At 69.4% G+C, this 16,043-nt stretch carries 15 protein-coding genes; 7 read left to right on the top strand and 8 right to left on the bottom strand.

What is annotated here, in order from left to right:
* Positions 1-38: 38 nt before the first annotated feature.
* From CY652_RS19315 to CY652_RS19285, 7 genes are all read right to left on the bottom strand, one after another.
* Complete coding sequence (locus CY652_RS19315) at positions 39-1,058, bottom strand: L-threonylcarbamoyladenylate synthase (protein WP_102132356.1); 1,020 nt, start codon at positions 1,056-1,058, stop codon at positions 39-41.
* A gap of 85 nt (positions 1,059-1,143) precedes the next feature.
* Complete coding sequence (locus tag CY652_RS19310) at positions 1,144-2,349, bottom strand: 5-(carboxyamino)imidazole ribonucleotide synthase (RefSeq protein WP_102132326.1); 1,206 nt, start codon at positions 2,347-2,349, stop codon at positions 1,144-1,146.
* Between the two features lie 104 nt (positions 2,350-2,453).
* Positions 2,454-2,972, bottom strand: coding sequence for a 5-(carboxyamino)imidazole ribonucleotide mutase (purE, locus tag CY652_RS19305; protein WP_102132325.1), 519 nt, complete (start codon positions 2,970-2,972; stop codon positions 2,454-2,456).
* 31 nt (positions 2,973-3,003) lie between these two features.
* Positions 3,004-3,894: a phosphoribosylaminoimidazolesuccinocarboxamide synthase gene (locus tag CY652_RS19300; protein ID WP_102132324.1), complete on the bottom strand. Its 891-nt coding sequence runs from the start codon at positions 3,892-3,894 to the stop codon at positions 3,004-3,006.
* Positions 3,895-4,059: 165 nt separating this feature from the next.
* A complete protein-coding gene (gene fba, locus CY652_RS19295) occupies positions 4,060-5,124 on the bottom strand; it encodes a class II fructose-bisphosphate aldolase (RefSeq protein WP_102132323.1) in 1,065 nt (354 codons plus the stop codon).
* A 270-nt stretch (positions 5,125-5,394) separates the two neighbouring features.
* On the bottom strand, positions 5,395-6,831 hold the full coding sequence (pyk, locus tag CY652_RS19290; RefSeq protein WP_102132322.1) for a pyruvate kinase: 1,437 nt from the start codon (positions 6,829-6,831) through the stop codon (positions 5,395-5,397).
* Between the two features lie 265 nt (positions 6,832-7,096).
* Positions 7,097-8,293: a phosphoglycerate kinase gene (locus CY652_RS19285; protein ID WP_102132321.1), complete on the bottom strand. Its 1,197-nt coding sequence runs from the start codon at positions 8,291-8,293 to the stop codon at positions 7,097-7,099.
* A gap of 532 nt (positions 8,294-8,825) precedes the next feature.
* Between CY652_RS19285 and CY652_RS19280 the strand changes: the two genes are divergently transcribed.
* The 7 genes from CY652_RS19280 (at position 8,826) to moaC (ending at position 14,185) form a co-directional block, all read left to right on the top strand.
* Positions 8,826-9,749 carry a branched-chain amino acid transaminase gene (locus tag CY652_RS19280; protein WP_180970670.1) on the top strand — a complete coding sequence of 308 codons (924 nt, stop codon included), beginning with the start codon at positions 8,826-8,828 and terminating at the stop codon, positions 9,747-9,749.
* A 98-nt stretch (positions 9,750-9,847) separates the two neighbouring features.
* Entirely contained in the window at positions 9,848-10,042 is a 195-nt protein-coding gene (locus CY652_RS19275; protein ID WP_102132319.1) for a zinc-finger domain-containing protein, read from the top strand.
* A 236-nt stretch (positions 10,043-10,278) separates the two neighbouring features.
* Positions 10,279-11,304 (top strand): lipopolysaccharide heptosyltransferase II, encoded by a 1,026-nt coding sequence (gene waaF, locus CY652_RS19270; RefSeq protein ID WP_102132318.1) that lies wholly within the window; start codon positions 10,279-10,281, stop codon positions 11,302-11,304.
* Between the two features lie 185 nt (positions 11,305-11,489).
* Entirely contained in the window at positions 11,490-11,936 is a 447-nt protein-coding gene (locus tag CY652_RS19265) for a nuclear transport factor 2 family protein (RefSeq protein WP_102132317.1), read from the top strand.
* A 22-nt stretch (positions 11,937-11,958) separates the two neighbouring features.
* A complete protein-coding gene (locus CY652_RS19260; protein ID WP_102132316.1) occupies positions 11,959-13,041 on the top strand; it encodes a YheT family hydrolase in 1,083 nt (360 codons plus the stop codon).
* A complete protein-coding gene (locus CY652_RS19255) occupies positions 13,034-13,645 on the top strand; it encodes a DUF2946 family protein (RefSeq protein ID WP_102132315.1) in 612 nt (203 codons plus the stop codon). The genes CY652_RS19260 and CY652_RS19255 overlap by 8 nt, the downstream gene beginning before the upstream one ends.
* Before the next feature lie 57 nt (positions 13,646-13,702).
* Positions 13,703-14,185, top strand: coding sequence for a cyclic pyranopterin monophosphate synthase MoaC (moaC, locus tag CY652_RS19250; RefSeq protein ID WP_102132314.1), 483 nt, complete (start codon positions 13,703-13,705; stop codon positions 14,183-14,185).
* Between the two features lie 38 nt (positions 14,186-14,223).
* On the opposite strand, the gene CY652_RS19245 is transcribed toward moaC, so the two are convergent.
* Positions 14,224-16,041, bottom strand: a complete 1,818-nt coding sequence (locus CY652_RS19245) for a PglL family O-oligosaccharyltransferase (protein WP_102132313.1) — start codon at positions 16,039-16,041, stop codon at positions 14,224-14,226.
* Between the last annotated feature and the right edge of the window lie 2 nt (positions 16,042-16,043).

Raw genomic sequence — 16,043 nt, 5'->3', positions numbered from 1 at the left:
ACAGAGCGGGCATCGCCGGCCGGACGTTCAGCCAGCCGTCACGCGCGCCCCGCCTCGAACGCGGCCGCCGCGCGGCCGAGCCGGTCGTTGACGGCGATCCATTCGATCGTCTGCGGCAACTGCTCGATCAGGATGCGCGCCACGTCGGCGCGATCGAGCGCGCGCAGCAACCCGTACAACTCGCGCGCATAAGCCTGTGGCTCCTCGGGCGCGGCGACGAAATGCACGTTCGGCTCGTGCGCCCACGCCAGTGCGCGCGAGGCACGCGCCACCAGCGCGACGCGCTCGCCGGCGGCGCGCGAGGCGACGAGCCGCGGCTCGAGCGCCTCGAACGGCAGCAGCGCGAGCGGCGTGCGCGGCGCGTAATGCGCCTTCAGCGTGCCCGAGGCGCGCGGCGCCGTCGCGTCCGAACCGTCGGGCAGGCGCGGCGCTTCGCCGAGCACGTCGGCGATCGCCCGCGGGCTCACGTGGCCGGGGCGCAGCAGCGCCGGAAAACCGCGCGACAAATCGAGAATGGTCGATTCGATGCCGACCTCGGACGCGCCGCCGTCCAGCACGTACACCGACGCGCCGAACTCGTCGCGCACGTGCTGCGCCGTGGTCGGGCTCACGTGGCCGAAGCGGTTCGCCGACGGTCCGGCCACGCCGCCGTGTCCGGCGCGGCGCGCCGAAAACGCCGAGAGCAGGGCCTGCGCGACGGGATGCGACGGACAGCGCAGCCCCACCGAATCCTGACCGCCGCTGACCGCGTCGGGAACGTGCGCGGCGCGGCGGACGATCAGCGTGAGCGGCCCCGGCCAGAACGCCTCGACGAGGCGGCGCGCCGCGTCGGGCCATTCGGCGGCCCAGTAGCCGGGATCGTCGCCGGGCGGCAGATGCACGATGACGGGATGGTTCGCCGGCCGCCCCTTCGCGGCATAGATGCGGGCGACCGCCTCCGGGCTCGCGGCGTCGCCGCCGAGGCCGTAGACGGTCTCGGTCGGAAACGCCACCAGTTCTCCGGCGTCGAGCAGCGCGGCGGCGTGCCCGATCTCGCCGGCGCTCACGGACACGCCCATGGACGACGGTTCGGCGCCCGGCGTCGGGGCGGCGGCGGAGGTCGGTTGATCGGGCATGATGCGATGGCTGAGGCCGGCGCCGGCCTCAGCCCGTCACGAGGTGAAGCAGCCGGGCGCAGTCGCGCGCGGCCGTGCGCGCTTCGTCGAGCGTCGGCGCGGTGAAGTTGACGTGCCCCATCTTGCGGCCCGGCCGCGCCTCTTCCTTGCCGTACAGATGCAGGCGCGCGGAGGGCATCGCGGCCACTTCCTGCCAGGGCGGCGTCGTCGGCGCGGCCCTGTTCCCCTTCGGCGCGCCCGGGAACCAGACGTCGCCGAGAATGTTCAGCATCACGGCCGGCGAATGCTGGCGCGTGTCGCCGAGCGGCATGCCCGTCATCGCCCGCACCTGCTGCTCGAACTGGCTCGTCGCGCACGCGTCGACCGTGTAGTGGCCGGAGTTGTGCGGACGCGGCGCCATCTCGTTGGCGACGAGCGAACCGTCCTCGAGCACGAAAAACTCGACGCACAGCACGCCGACGTAGCCGAGCCGGACCGCGATCTGCAGCGCGGCCTGCTGGGCCTGCGCGACGAGCGTCGGGCTCGCGTCGGGCGCCGGCACGATCGTGTGCGCCAGCACGCCGTCGCGATGCGCGTTCTGCGCGAGCGGATAAACGGCGGTCGCGCCGCCGGCGCCGCGCGCGATCAGCGCCGAGACTTCGAACTTGAGCGGCAGCCGCTTTTCCAGCACGCAGGGCACGCCGCCAAGCGCCGCGTGGGCCTCGCGCACCTCGGCCGCATTGCCGACGCGCACCTGGCCCTTGCCGTCGTAGCCGAGCCGCGCGGTCTTCAGGATGCCCGGCAGCACGGCGGCGAGCGCCTCGTCGGTGAGCGCCGCGAGCGCCTGCGACGACTCGATCGCGACATGCGGCGCGACGCTTACGCCGGCCTCGGCGATGAAGCGCTTTTCGGCGATGCGGTCCTGCGCGATCGCCACGCAGCGGCCCGCCGGACTCACGAACGTCGTGCGCGCGAGCTGGTCGAGGCTCTCGGCCGGCACGTTCTCGAATTCGGTCGAGATGGCCGCGCACAATCGCGCGAGTTCGGTCAGCGCGGCCGGATCGTCGTAGGCGGCGCGCAGGTGCCGGTCGGCGACGCTGCCCGCCGGACTGTTCGGGTCCGGGTCGAGCACGGCGACGCGATAGCCCATCGACTGGGCGGCGAAACAGAACATGCGGCCGAGCTGGCCGCCTCCCACCATGCCCAGCCAGGCGCCGGGCAGGATCGGTGAAACGGGGGTGTTGTCTGGATTCATCTCGGTGGTCGATCGCGGCGGGCCGCGCCGTGGAGACGACGCGCGGCCTCGCCGGGGTCACTATTTATTCAACAAACGGGAAAGCGACGGGTGCTGCGTAATTCTTATAGCGCCGGCAGGACCATCGCGTGCGCGGCCTCGTTCTGGCGCACGCGGAACGCAGCCAGCCGCTCGGCATACTCGGGCGCCGCGCCGGAGAGGATCGACACCGCGAAGAGCGCGGCGTTGGCCGCGCCGGCCTCGCCGATCGCGAAGGTCGCGACGGGCACGCCCTTCGGCATCTGCACGATCGAGTGCAGCGAATCGACGCCCTTGAGGTACTTGCTCGCGACCGGCACGCCGAGCACGGGCACCGTGGTCTTCGCGGCCAGCATGCCGGGCAGGTGCGCCGCGCCGCCCGCGCCCGCGATGATGGCACGCAGGCCGCGCGCACGCGCGTTTTCGGCGTAGGCGAACATCTCGTCGGGCATCCGGTGCGCGGACACCACCTGCGCCTCGTAGGGCACGCCGAACGACTGGAGGATCTCCACGGCGTGCTTCATCGTTTCCCAGTCGGAGCTCGAGCCCATCAGGACGCCGACGAGCGGGGCGTCGTGCCGGTGGGCGGTCTGGACTTCGGTCATCTCTCGCGTTCCTTCGATCGTGCCGTCGTCGTCAGGCCAGCTTCTGGCCGGTCAGGCGCTCGAGCGCCTCCTGGTACTTCGCCGAGGTCTTCGCGACGACGTCGTCGGGCAGCTTCGGCGCCGGCGGCTCCTTGCCCCAGTTCTGCGTTTCCAGCCAGTCGCGCACGAACTGCTTGTCGAACGACGGCGGGTTGGTGCCGACCGCGTACTGGTCGGCCGGCCAGAAGCGCGACGAGTCGGCGGTCAGCGCCTCGTCCATCAGATAGAGCTCGCCGCGCTCGTCGAGGCCGAACTCGAACTTCGTGTCGGCGATGATGATGCCGCGCGTCGCCGCGTAATCGGCTGCTTCCCTGTAGAGGCGGATCGAAATGTCGCGTATCGTCGCCGACAGCTCGGTGCCGATACGGCGCTCCATCTCGTCGAACGTGATGTTCTCGTCGTGATGGCCCATCTCGGCTTTCGCGGCCGGCGTGAAGATCGGCTCGGGCAGCTTCTCGGCGTTGCGCAGGCCCGGCGGCAGCGCGACGCCGCAGACGGCGCCGCTCGCCTGGTAGTCCTTCCAGCCGCTGCCGGCCAGATAGCCGCGCACCACGGCCTCGACCAGGATCGGCTCGAGGCGCTTGACGACGACGGCGCGTCCCTTCACCTGCTTGACCTCGCCGGGCGCCACGACGGTTTCGGGCGCGATGCCCGTCAGATGATTCGGCACGACGTGCTTGAGCCGCTCGAACCAGAAGTCGGCCATCTGGTTCAGCACCTCGCCTTTGCGCGGAATCGGCTCGCCCATGATGACGTCGAACGCCGACAGACGGTCGGTCGTGACGATCAGCAGCTTGTCGCTGCCGACCGCGTAGTTGTCGCGGACCTTGCCGCGGCCGAGGAGCGGCAGCGAGCGGAGCGTGGATTCGTAGAGGGTAGACATCGTCGTGACTGGATTCAGGGGGAAACCGGCGCGCACGTTCGTGGACGTTTCGGCCGGAATCGCAAGGGTAAACCAAAAACCGGCCGTCGTTCCCCGGAGTGACCGGGAATCGGGCGGCGCGGCGGCAACGTGCGCGGACCCCGCATCGGGGCGCCGCGCGACAGGTTAGCGAACGATCTGCGCGAGCTCGCCGGTCTTGTAGCGCTCGGCCATCTTTTCGAGCGGAACGGGCTTGATCTTGCCGGCCTGGCCTTCGCAGCCGAACGCCAGATACCGGTCCACGCAGACCTTCTTCGCGGCGTCGCGGGCCGGCTTCAGATAGTCGCGCGGGTCGAACTTCGACGGGTTCTCGGCAAAATAGCGGCGGATCGCGCCCGTGATCGCGAGACGCAGGTCGGTGTCGATGTTGACCTTGCGCACGCCGTGACGGATGCCTTCCTGGATTTCCTCGACGGGCACGCCGTAGGTTTCCTTCATGTCGCCGCCAAACTCGCGGATCTCGGCGAGCAGTTCCTGCGGCACCGACGACGAGCCGTGCATCACGAGGTGCGTGTTCGGGATGCGCGCGTGGATTTCCTTGATGCGCGAAATCGAGAGGATGTCGCCCGTCGGCTTCTTCGTGAACTTGTAGGCGCCGTGCGAGGTGCCGATCGCGATGGCGAGCGCGTCGCAATGCGTGAGCTTCACGAAGTCGGCGGCCTGCTCCGGGTCGGTCAGGAGCTGCTCGCGCGTCATCGTGCCCTCGGCGCCGTGACCGTCTTCCTTGTCGCCCTTCATCGTCTCGAGCGAGCCGAGCACGCCGAGCTCGGCCTCGACGGTCACGCCGATCGAGTGCGCCATCTCGACGACCTTCTTCGACACGTCCACGTTGTACTCGTAGGACGCCACGCTCTTGCCGTCGGCCTGCAGCGAGCCGTCCATCATCACGCTCGAAAAGCCGCTGCGGATCGCCGCCATGCAGACGGCCGGCGACTGGCCGTGGTCCTGGTGCATCACGACGGGAATGTGCGGATACGCCTCCACGGCCGCCTCGATCAGGTGGCGCAGGAACGCTTCGCCCGCATACTTGCGGGCGCCCGCCGACGCCTGCATGATCACCGGCGCGCCGACCTGGTCGGCGGCGGCCATGATCGCCTGCACCTGCTCGAGGTTGTTGACGTTGAAAGCCGGCAGGCCGTAGCCGTGCTCGGCCGCGTGGTCCAGCAATTGACGCATTGATACGAGAGGCATTGCTCTACTCCTATGATTTGAAACGAATTCTTCCGTGCCGCCGGCCGTGCCGCACGGCCGGCCGAGGGCCGTTCCCTGACGCTCATTCAAGTCTGTTTATGTGCGGAAGAACGGCCGGAGCGCGTCTCGCGCGCCGAATCCCGTAATTTTATCGCGAAGCAATCCCCGTACCTGTACGGTCGGAGCCGGCCGTGGCCGGCCCGCGCCGCATCCAGCGACCACCCGCGCGTGCCGCGACCCGCGCCGCGGCACGCGCGAAACGCAGACGACTCAGAGCACGTCGCCGACGCGCACGATCTTCAGCGTGTTGGTGCCGCCCGGCTGGCCCATCGGCTCGCCGACCGTCAGCACCACCATGTCGCCGCGTGCGGCGTAGCCCTTGCCCACCACGACTTCGAGCGCCTGCTGCAGCGCCGTGTCGCGATCGCTGCTGATGTCGAGGTGCAGCGGCGTGACGTTGCGGTACAGCGTCATCGCGCGCTCGCTCGTCACGCGCTGCGTGAGCGCAAAGATCGGCACGTGCGTCCAGTGACGCGACATCCAGAGCGCGGTCGAGCCCGACTCGGTCAGCGCGACGATCGCCTTCGCGCCCAGGTGGTAGGCGGTGAAGAGCGCGCCCATCGCGATCGACTGGTCGATGCGCGTGAACGTGCGATCGAGGAAATCCTTGTCGAGTTCCGAGTGCTCGGACTTCTCCGCCTCGACGCAGATCGCGGCCATCGCCTCGATGGTCTGCACCGGGTACTTGCCCGCCGCCGACTCCGCCGAGAGCATCACCGCGTCGGTGCCGTCGAGCACGGCGTTCGCGACGTCCGACACCTCCGCGCGCGTCGGCACGGGCGCGTGGATCATCGATTCCATCATCTGCGTGGCCGTGATGACGAACTTGTTCGACTCGCGCGCCATGCGGATCATGCGCTTTTGCAGCGCGGGCACGGCCGCGTTGCCGACCTCGACCGCGAGGTCGCCGCGCGCGACCATGATGCCGTCGGACGAGTCGAGAATTTCCTGCAGCGCCGGAATCGCCTCGGCGCGCTCGATCTTGGCGATCATTTTCGGCTTGATGCCGTAGGGCGCGCCCGCGATGTTCGCGAGCTGGCGCGCCATTTCCATGTCGGTCGCGTTCTTCGGGAACGACACCGCGACGAAGTCCGCGCCGAGCGACATCGCCGTGCGGATGTCCTCCATGTCCTTCGCGGTCAGCGCGGGCGCCGTCAGGCCGCCGCCCTGGCGGTTGATGCCCTTGTTGTTCGACAGGTCGCCGCCGACGCGCACGACCGTATGGATCTCGCTGCCGATCACGCGCTGGACGTCGAGCACGAGGAGGCCGTCGTTGAGCAGCAGCACGTCGCCGGGCTTCAGGTCGCGCGGCAGGTCCTTGTAGTCGAGCCCGACGCGCTCGTCGTTGCCGAGTTCGCACTCGGCGTCGAGGATGAACGGCTGGCCGACTTCGAGCGCGGTCTTGCCGTTCTCGAACTTGCCGACGCGAATCTTCGGCCCTTGCAGGTCGGCCATGATGGCGACCTCGCGGCCGGCCTGCCGGGCGCAATCCCGCACGATTTCGGCGCGCTGGCGGTGGTCGTCCGCGGTGCCGTGCGAGAAATTGAGCCGCACCACGTCGAGGCCCCCGCGAATCATCTGCAGCAGGACTTCCGGCGTACTCGAGGCCGGGCCGATAGTGGCGACAATCTTGGTGGCGCGATGCATGAATCTCCTCGTCTGAATGGAATCGCTGGGAAAAACACTGTTGCGAGACAGGCTACCGGCCGGCGCCGCGTGCGCGGTGCCCCCGGAACGCGCGCCGCTCGCCGGCGACGTCGCTTTCTTCATTACGGGTGCGGCCGCGCCCCTTGGCTGCGCCGCGCCCGCCGTTTCTTCACTCGCGGGCTTCGCCGTTCGCGCCGGACGGGACGCCCCGCGCCGCACGCCGCCCACGGGCGCCTTCTTCGCCCCCGGCACGCGCGGCGCCACCTCAGGCCGCCCGCGATTCGAGCACTTCGACGGCCGGCAGCTTCTTGCCCTCGAGAAACTCGAGGAACGCGCCGCCGCCTGTGGAAATGTAGCTGACCTTGTCGTGAATGCCGTACTTCGCGATCGCCGCGAGCGTATCGCCGCCGCCGGCGATCGAGAACGCCCGCGACTTCGCGATGGCCTCGGCCAGCGTTTTCGTGCCGCTGCCGAACTGGTCGAACTCGAACACGCCGACGGGGCCGTTCCAGACGATCGTGCCCGCTTTCTCGAGCTGCGAGGCGAGCGCCTTGGCGGTCTGCGGGCCGATGTCGAGAATCAGGTCGTCGTCGGCGACGTCGGCCACGGCCTTGATCTCGGCCTTCGCGTCGGCCGCGAACGCCTTCGCGGTCACGACGTCGGCCGGAATCGGCACCGACGCGCCGCGCAGGCGCGCCTGCGCGATGATCGCCTTCGCTTCCTCGACGAGATCGGGCTCGGCGAGCGACTTGCCGATCTTCAGCCCGGCCGCGAGCATGAACGTGTTGGCGATCCCGCCGCCGACGATCAACTGGTCCACCTTCTCGGCGAGCGACTTCAGGATGGTCAGCTTGGTCGACACCTTCGAGCCGGCGACGATCGCCACGAGCGGCTGCTTCGGCGCGCCGAACGCCTTGCCGAGCGCGTCGAGCTCGGCGGCGAGGAGCGGGCCCGCGCACGCGATGCCCGCGTACTTCGCGAGGCCGTAGGTGGTCGCCTCGGCGCGGTGCGCGGTGCCGAACGCGTCGTTCACGTAGATGTCGCAGAGCTTCGCCATCTTCTGCGCGAGCTCGTCGGCGTTCTTCTTCTCGCCCTTGTTGACGCGGCAATTCTCGAGCAGGACGACCTCGCCCGGCGCGACCTTCACGCCGTTCTCGACCCAGTTCGCCACGAGCGGCACGTCGCGGCCGAGCAGTTCGGCGAGGCGCTTCGCGACCGGCGCGAGCGAATCTTCCGGCCTGAATTCGCCTTCGGTCGGGCGGCCGAGGTGGGACGTGACCATGACGGCCGCGCCTGCCTCGAGCGCCGCGCGGATGGCGGGCACCGATGCGCGCACGCGGGTGTCCTCGGTGATGTTGCCGTGATCGTCCTGCGGCACGTTCAGGTCGGCGCGGATGAACACCCGCTTGCCCGACAGTTTGCCTTCGGAGATCAGATCGGAGAGACGCAGTACCTGGTTCATGGGCGTGAAGTGCGTATTAGGTGGGAAGGCGGTGCGGGGCCCGTCGCGCGCGTCGCCCGCGCGGCGGGCCCAACCGCGCGAAGCGTCTCCGGCACGCGTTCCGCACGCGGCGCGGCATGTGGCGGCCCGCCCGGCGGCGCGAAGCCGCAGCGCGGCGTCGAATCGCAAGTTTGCTATTTTAGCCGATACCCCGGTCGATCTGATGGCATCGACGGCGATTGTCGGATCCCTCGTCGGCGATGCCCCAATCCTGGGCACGGCCTCCGGACCGGGCTCGTCCCGGACAGGCGCCTCGGCCCCATTGTCCCCGTTCGAGCGGAAATCGCGTTCGTGCCGACCGGACTCCCCCCGTTCGCCGGCCAAAAGACGCTAAAATGTGCGTCTTTGCCGCCCGAGGGCGTCCGTTTTGCCGCCTTTCACCGCATGCGCGCCGGTTCGTAGCTGGCGGGACGCGCCATGCGGACGTGCGAACGGTCGACTCCGGCACGGTCCGGCAAACCCCATAAAACACTGCACTCGCCTGGAGAATCGTATGTCAATGGCCGACCGCGACGGCAAAATCTGGATGGACGGCAAGCTGATCGAATGGCGCGACGCCACGATCCACGTGCTCACCCACACGCTGCACTACGGCATGGGCGTCTTCGAGGGCGTGCGCGCCTACCGGACCGCCGACGGCAGCACCGCGATCTTCCGCCTGAAGGAGCACACGAAGCGCCTGTTCAACTCGGCGAAGATCTTCCAGATGGACGTGCCGTTCGACCATGCGACGCTCGCCGCCGCGCAGCTCGACGTGGTGCGCGAAAACCGCCTCGAATCGTGCTACATCCGCCCGATCATCTGGGTCGGCTCGGAAAAGCTCGGCGTGTCCGCCAAGGGCAACACGATCCACGTCGCCGTCGCGGCCTGGCCGTGGGGCGCCTACCTCGGCGAGGACGGCCTCGCGAAGGGCATTCGCGTGAAGACCTCGTCGTTCACGCGCCACCACGTGAACGTCTCGATGGTGCGCGCCAAGGCGTCGGGCTGGTACGTGAACTCGATCCTCGCCAACCAGGAAGCGGTCTCCGACGGCTACGACGAGGCGCTGCTGCTCGACGTGGACGGCTACGTTTCCGAAGGCTCGGGCGAGAACTTCTTCCTCGTGAACAACGGCAAGCTCTACACGCCGGACCTCTCGTCGTGCCTCGACGGCATCACGCGCGACACCGTCATCACGCTCGCGCGCGACGCCGGCATCGAGGTGATCGAGAAGCGCATCACGCGCGACGAGGTCTACACGGCCGACGAAGCGTTCTTCACCGGCACCGCCGCCGAAGTCACGCCGATCCGCGAACTCGACAACCGCACGATCGGCAGCGGCTCACGCGGCCCGATCACGGAAAAGCTGCAGTCGGCGTTCTTCGACGTCGTCTCGGGCAAGAACGAGAAGTACGCGCACTGGCTGGCAAAGGTCTGAAACCGGCCCCGCCGCGCGGACGACCGGCTCTGGCCGGTTCCGCAGGGCCGCGCACGGCGCGCGCCCTGCTACCCAACGAGAATGCGAGAGTAGTCCTCATGAGCGAACTCAAGGAAATGCCGCTGGTCGAGCTTCCGGCCAAAGATCTGCCCGCGTACTGCCCGAATCCGTCCATGCCGCGCTGGAGCGCGCATCCGCGCGTGTTCATCGACGTGACGCACGGCGAGGCGCGCTGCCCGTATTGCGGTACGCGCTACAAGCTGCGCGACGGCGAAGTCGTGCACGGCCATTGAGTTCGTGCCCGCCGCGGGCGCGGGACGCTGGGCAACGAGGGACGGCGCGGCATGGCGGTTCGGGCTGTCTTTCGGGCGTCCCCGCGCCGTCCCGCACCGCCGCCCGCGACGCCGACGCCCGTGCTCGCCCGGCGTCGCGCCGGCCCGGCCGCGCATGACGAAGCCCCGATAAAACAACCCGCATCGCGCGCACGACGCGCGCCGATGCCTCAAGACTCCCGGACTCCATACACCCGATGCGCCGCGCGCTCGTTATCGCACCCAACTGGATCGGTGACGCATTGATGGCGCAGCCGCTCTTCTCGCGGCTCGTGCAACTGCATCCCCGCCTCGTCATCGACGCGGTCGCGCCCGCCTGGGTCGCGCCGGTGCTCGAACGCATGGCCGAGATCCGCGACGTCTACGCGACCGATCTCGCCCACGGCAAACTGCAATTGCTGCGCCGCTGGCAGTTGGCGGGCGACCTGCGCGAGGTCCGCTACGACGCGGCCTACGTGCTGCCGAACTCGCTGAAATCGGCGCTGATTCCGTGGCTCGCGAACGTTCCGCTGCGCATCGGCTACACGGGCGAGAACCGTTACGGCCTGCTGAACGTGCGTCACGCGAATCCGCCGAAGGACGTGCGCGCGCCGATGGCCGGGCATTACGCGGCGCTCGCCTACGCGCCCGGCGCCAGGGCGCCCGACGCGTTGACGACGCCGCGCCTCGAGATCGATCTGAACGAATCGTCGCGCGTCTGCGCGCGCTTTCACCTCGACACGCGCGTGCCGCTCGTCGTGTTCTGCCCCGGCGCCGAGTACGGTCCGGCCAAGCGCTGGCCGCCCGAGCATTTCGCCGCCCTCGCGCAGATGATCGGCCAGTCGTTTCCCTACGCGCAGATCGTCGCGCTCGGCTCGCCGAAGGACGCGCCGCTCGCCCAGGCCATCGCCGGGCGCGCGCCGAACGTGCGCAGCCTGTGCGGGCAAACGGCGCTCGGCGAGGCCTGCGCGCTGATCGCCCGCGCGAGCGCCGTGGTGACGAACGACTCGGGTCTCATGCACGTGGCCGCCGCGCTGCGCCGGCCGCTCATCGCGCTGTACGGCTCGACCGATCCGCGCCACACGCCGCCCCTCTCGGAGCTCGCGAAGGTACAATGGCTGCATCTCGATTGCAGTCCCTGTTTTCAGCGCGAATGCCCGCTCGGCCACCAGAATTGCCTGCGGGAACTGAGCGCCGAGCAGGTGTTCGGCGAGTTGCGCGGCATGCTGGTCGCGCAACGCTGACCAACCGTATGCAGGCAGGCCGTGGGCGACTCGCCCGCAGCCCCGGCACGGAAGGTTTCCCGTGCGGACCCAACCCTGGCGGACCGTCACAGACGTGTCTCGCGACGCCGGCATGCTCGCGGCTGTCGCGCCCGACTGCCGATCCGCCCAACCCCGCGCCGTGACGCGCATCAGACAGACGAGCCATGCCACGTTTCGCCCACATCTTCGAAGCTGCCGCGGACACCCTGAACGCCTGGTATCAGGCCGTCGCGGAACTGAACGTCGACAGCTTGATGAGCCTGTGGATCGACGAGGAATTCGTCAGTTGCATCTGCGCGGACGGCTCGCATCTGCACGGCCTGCCGTCCATCCGCGCCGGGCTCCTCGCGCAGTTCTCGGCCGCGCCCGTGTCGATCGAGCCGCTCGACATCCGCGTCTACGACAGCCTCGGCACCGTGGTCTACGCGATCGCCGAAGCGCATCGCTGCGCCGACCCGAACGCCGTGCCGCGACTCGTGTTCACGACCTACGTGATGGTGCACGAGCGCGGCGAGTGGCGGATCGCGCACATCCATTCGAGCCGGATGCCCGAGGACGCCGCGAGCGAGTTTTCCTCGCGGCTGCGCCACGGCCAGGGCGCGTTGCACTGAACGAACGACGGGCAGCGACGCCATGAGCACGATGGCAGACCGACCACCCGACTCGCCCAGCCCCCTCTCGCGCCCTGGCACCGGCGAGGCCACTCCCGGCATCGGCGCCTACCGCGCGCCGGCGTGGCTGCCGGGCCCCCACGCGCAGACGATCATGCCCGCCTTCTTCGCGCGGCTGCCGATGCCCGCCTACCGGCGCGAGCGCTGGGACACGCCCGACGGCGACTTCATCGAACTCGACTGGATAACGTCCGGCGATGGCGCGACGACCGGCGATCCGGCGGCGTCGACGAATGCGGATGCGCCGCTCCTCGTGCTGTTCCACGGGCTCGAAGGCGGTTCCGGCTCGCACTACGCTCGCGCCCTCGCCGCCGCGGCCCATGCGCGGGGCTGGCAGGCCGTCGTTCCGCACTTCCGGAGTTGTAGCGGGCCGCTCAACCTGCTGCCGCGCTTCTATCACCTCGCCGACGCCCACGAGGCCGACTGGGTGCTGCGCCGGCTGCGCGCCGCCTGGCGCGGGCCGATCGTCGCGACGGGCGTGTCGCTGGGCGGTAACGTGCTGCTGCACTGGCTCGCGCAGCGGCGCGAGGACGCGACGATCCTCGCGGCGGCGGCCGCGATTTCCGCCCCGCTCGACGTCCACGCGGGCGGCCGCCTGCTCTCGCGCGGCTTCGGCCTCGTCTATACGCGCAATTTCCTCAAGACGCTGAAGGACAAGGCGCTGCGCAAGCTCGCGCAGTACCCGGGACTCTACGACGCGAACGCGGTGCTCGCGAGCCGCACGATGTTCGAGTTCGACAACGTCGTCACGGCGCCGCTGCACGGCTTTCGCGACGCGCACGAATACTGGACCTGCGCCACCGTCCTGCCGCTGCTGCGCGAAATTATCGTGCCCACGCTGCTGCTCAACGCGAAAAACGATCCGTTCCTGCCGCCGGACGCGCTGCCGTCGCGCGCCGGCGTTTCGTCGGCCGTCGAACTCGACCAGCCCCGGCACGGCGGCCACGTCGGTTTCATGACGGGCCCGTTCCCGGGCCGCTACGACTGGCTCGCGCAGCGCGTGCTCGGCTACCTCGCGTCGTTCGTCCCGCCCCGCCATGGATGAGATCGTCAAGCAGGCGCTCGCGCGCTGGCCGAACGTCCCGCATTGCACGGGCTGGCTGCGGCTCGACGCGCGCGGCCACTGGCGCATGCGCGACGAGGACGACCAGGCGCGCAACGCGCCCGGCACGCCGCTGCGGCATCCCGGGCTGCTCGGCTTCATCAATCGCAACTACGCCTGCGACGAGCGCGGCCAGTGGTACTTCCAGAACGGTCCGCAGCGCGTCTACGTCGAACTCGAATACACGCCGTGGATCGTGCGCCTCGTCCCCGCCGGTCCGGACGATATCCCCGCCGCGCCGACGCTCGTCGACCAGACCGGGCAGCCGTTCGAGCCGGCCGCCGTCTACGCCGACGACGAGGGCGGCGTGCTGTTCGCCGAAGCGGCCAGGGCGGCCGGCGCGGCCGTGCCGCGCGTGGCCCGGCTGCACGATCACGACCTCGATCTTTTCGCCGACCACGCGACGCTCGACGACGACGGCGCGAGCGGCCTGTTCCACTGGCGCCCCGGCGTCGCGCTGCCGTTGCAGCCGATCCGCCGCGCGGAGGTGGCCGACCGCTTCGGATTCGTGACGAGCCCGGCTCGCCTCGCGCAACAGACGCCGTAACGATCGGCGCCGCGACGCGCGGCGCTGTATGATGGGCGCCCGCCCAGGAGTCCAACCATGCCCGAACTCACTCATTTCGACGCCGCCGGCGACGCGCACATGGTCGACGTCGGCGGCAAGCCCGAGACGAAGCGCATCGCGCGGGCTCGCGGCACGATCCGCATGTTGCCGGCCACCTTCGCGTTGATCCGCGACGGCGCGGCGAAAAAGGGAGACGTGATCGGCGTGGCCCGCATCGCCGCCATCCAGGGCGCGAAGCGGACCGCGGACCTGATTCCGCTCTGCCATCCGCTCGCGATCACGCGCGTCGCCGTGGACTTCGAGCTCGACGAGACGCTGCCCGGCGTGCACTGCACCGCGCAAGTGGAAACGCTGGGCCGCACCGGCGTGGAAATGGAGGCGCTGACCGCCGTGCAGGTCGGGCTGCTGACGGTCTACGACATGTGCAAGGCGGTGGATCGGGGGATGACGATCACCGACGTCAAGGTGCTGGAGAAGCACGGCGGAAAATCCGGCGACTGGGTCACATCCGGCGCCTGACGCTTCCCTCCCCGTCCCCTCCGTTCATTCAGGCGGCGCTAGTTCGCATCGCTGTCGCTGCTGTCGTCGTCATCGTCATCATCGTCGTCGCCCGTATCCTGATCGGTACTCGCGGGCGGCGTGCCGTACATCTTCACCAGCGCCGCCTTGAAGTCGGCCAGCGAGCGCTGCTCGTCGCACAGCGCATAGAGGCTCGACAACTGGCCCGGCCAGTCGTGAAGCTCGGTCGAGAAGATTTTCAGCCGCGCCACGGTATCGAACGCGGCGGCGGTGTTGCCGTCGAGCGCCTCCAGCACCGCATAGCGGCGCAGCACGGTCTCGCCGGGCAGCAGCGCGATGGCGTGCTCGTGCGCGGCCAGCTTCGTCGAAAGGTCCGCGTCGTCCATCGGCATCAGCGTCGCCATGCCGTACTCGCCCCACGAGCCGAACAGGAACGACGGCGCCGCCGCGTATTGCTCGGCCGGATGCGAGCCGTAATAGAGCACCTCCGAGCGGTTGTAGTCGCGGCAGATCGGATAGAGCGCCGCCAGCCCGCCGAACACGAGCACGGCATAGACGCCGAGCGAGACGCGCCGCGGCACGAAGCGCAGCGGACGCGTCTCGAGCAGCCCGAACACGAACATCACCGGCAAAAGAAAAAACAGGTACTGCTGCGGATATTCGACGAGCGCGTGCATCGCCAGCACGCCGACGAGCGCGAAGCCGAACACGCGCGCGGGCGTCTGCGGCGCGCGCAGCGCGCGCACGAACCAGGCGACGAGCCCGATCACGACGGTCGCGCAACCGATCAGCCCGGTCTTGGCGAGCAGGTCGATGAACACGTCGTGCGAGTTGTTCGCGATCTCGACGCCGCCGAGTTCGCGCGCGAGCGCGAACTGATAGCGCGGAAACTCGCCCCAGCCGACGCCGAAAATCGGATGCATCCGGAACATCGTCCAGCCGTAGCGCCAGAGCGCGATGCGCGGCGCGATCTGGTTCGCGTCCTTGAAGCGGTCGGCCGCCGACTGGTCGAGTTCGAGGTGATAACGCACGTTGGCCCAGCGCACGAACACGTTCACGGCCACGAATAGCGCGACGAGCGCGACCGGAATCCACCAGGCGCGCGCGCCCGTGCGCTGCACCGACGCGCGCATGCCGACGGCGGCCATCCAGAATCCCGCCATGACGATCACCGCCACCTGCAGCCAGGGACCGCGCGACACCGTCAACGCGAGCCCGCCCGAGTAGACGGCCGACAACACGGCCCAGAGGAGCACGTTCAGGCGTCGCGTCTGCACGAGGAACAGCGCGCCGGCTGTGGCGAACGCGATGTAGGTCGCGAGATGGTTCGCCTGGGCCATGTTGCCGAACGGACGGCGCTCCGTCGTGACGTCGTAGGCGACGACGAACGGCGTCACCTTCGCCTCCAGGTGGAAAAGCTGGATGACCTGGCAGAACACCGCGAAAAGGCCGCCGACGATCAGCGCGAACGCGGTCCAGCGCAGCGCGGTTTCGGCCTGCCCCGCGCGGACGAAGCCGTAGCCGGCATGCGTGGCCACGAACGCGGCGAGCAGACAGCCGGCGCCGAGCCAGTTCATCGACGGCTGCTCGACGTGCATCACGATGGTCTGCGCGATCAGCAGCAGGCCGAACACGAGCGGCACGAGCGCGACGGTCGGCGATTCGAGCGGCACGGCCGGCCGGGCCGAACGCACCATCAGCAGGACGGCGGCGCCCAGCAGCAGATAGAGCGTCAGCGCCGTGAATTCGGCATAGAACGTCGGGATCGGATAGGTATGGTTGACGACCGCATAAGGCAGGATCAACGCAACAGCCAGCAAAATGAAGGCGAGATAACGGGCAAATGACGAGGGCATGA

This window comes from Burkholderia sp. WAC0059 (genome assembly GCF_002870125.1).
In the GTDB taxonomy this organism is placed as follows: domain Bacteria; phylum Pseudomonadota; class Gammaproteobacteria; order Burkholderiales; family Burkholderiaceae; genus Paraburkholderia.
The sequence above is the reverse complement of the archived record's forward strand: the minus strand, read 5'-3'. Positions and strand labels throughout refer to the sequence as shown.

What these genes read in the sequence shown, in the direction of transcription:
- CY652_RS19315 (WP_102132356.1), bottom strand. Translation starts at nt 1,058, where the DNA reads ATGGGCGTGTCCGTGAGCGCCGGCGAGATCGGGCACGCCGCCGCGCTG.
- CY652_RS19310 (WP_102132326.1), bottom strand. Translation starts at nt 2,349, where the DNA reads ATGAATCCAGACAACACCCCCGTTTCACCGATCCTGCCCGGCGCCTGG.
- purE (WP_102132325.1), bottom strand. Translation starts at nt 2,972, where the DNA reads ATGACCGAAGTCCAGACCGCCCACCGGCACGACGCCCCGCTCGTCGGC.
- CY652_RS19300 (WP_102132324.1), bottom strand. Translation starts at nt 3,894, where the DNA reads ATGTCTACCCTCTACGAATCCACGCTCCGCTCGCTGCCGCTCCTCGGC.
- fba (WP_102132323.1), bottom strand. Translation starts at nt 5,124, where the DNA reads ATGCCTCTCGTATCAATGCGTCAATTGCTGGACCACGCGGCCGAGCAC.
- pyk (WP_102132322.1), bottom strand. Translation starts at nt 6,831, where the DNA reads ATGCATCGCGCCACCAAGATTGTCGCCACTATCGGCCCGGCCTCGAGT.
- CY652_RS19285 (WP_102132321.1), bottom strand. Translation starts at nt 8,293, where the DNA reads ATGAACCAGGTACTGCGTCTCTCCGATCTGATCTCCGAAGGCAAACTG.
- CY652_RS19280 (WP_180970670.1), top strand. Translation starts at nt 8,826, where the DNA reads ATGTCAATGGCCGACCGCGACGGCAAAATCTGGATGGACGGCAAGCTG.
- CY652_RS19275 (WP_102132319.1), top strand. Translation starts at nt 9,848, where the DNA reads ATGAGCGAACTCAAGGAAATGCCGCTGGTCGAGCTTCCGGCCAAAGAT.
- waaF (WP_102132318.1), top strand. Translation starts at nt 10,279, where the DNA reads ATGCGCCGCGCGCTCGTTATCGCACCCAACTGGATCGGTGACGCATTG.
- CY652_RS19265 (WP_102132317.1), top strand. Translation starts at nt 11,490, where the DNA reads ATGCCACGTTTCGCCCACATCTTCGAAGCTGCCGCGGACACCCTGAAC.
- CY652_RS19260 (WP_102132316.1), top strand. Translation starts at nt 11,959, where the DNA reads ATGAGCACGATGGCAGACCGACCACCCGACTCGCCCAGCCCCCTCTCG.
- CY652_RS19255 (WP_102132315.1), top strand. Translation starts at nt 13,034, where the DNA reads ATGGATGAGATCGTCAAGCAGGCGCTCGCGCGCTGGCCGAACGTCCCG.
- moaC (WP_102132314.1), top strand. Translation starts at nt 13,703, where the DNA reads ATGCCCGAACTCACTCATTTCGACGCCGCCGGCGACGCGCACATGGTC.
- CY652_RS19245 (WP_102132313.1), bottom strand. Translation starts at nt 16,041, where the DNA reads ATGCCCTCGTCATTTGCCCGTTATCTCGCCTTCATTTTGCTGGCTGTT.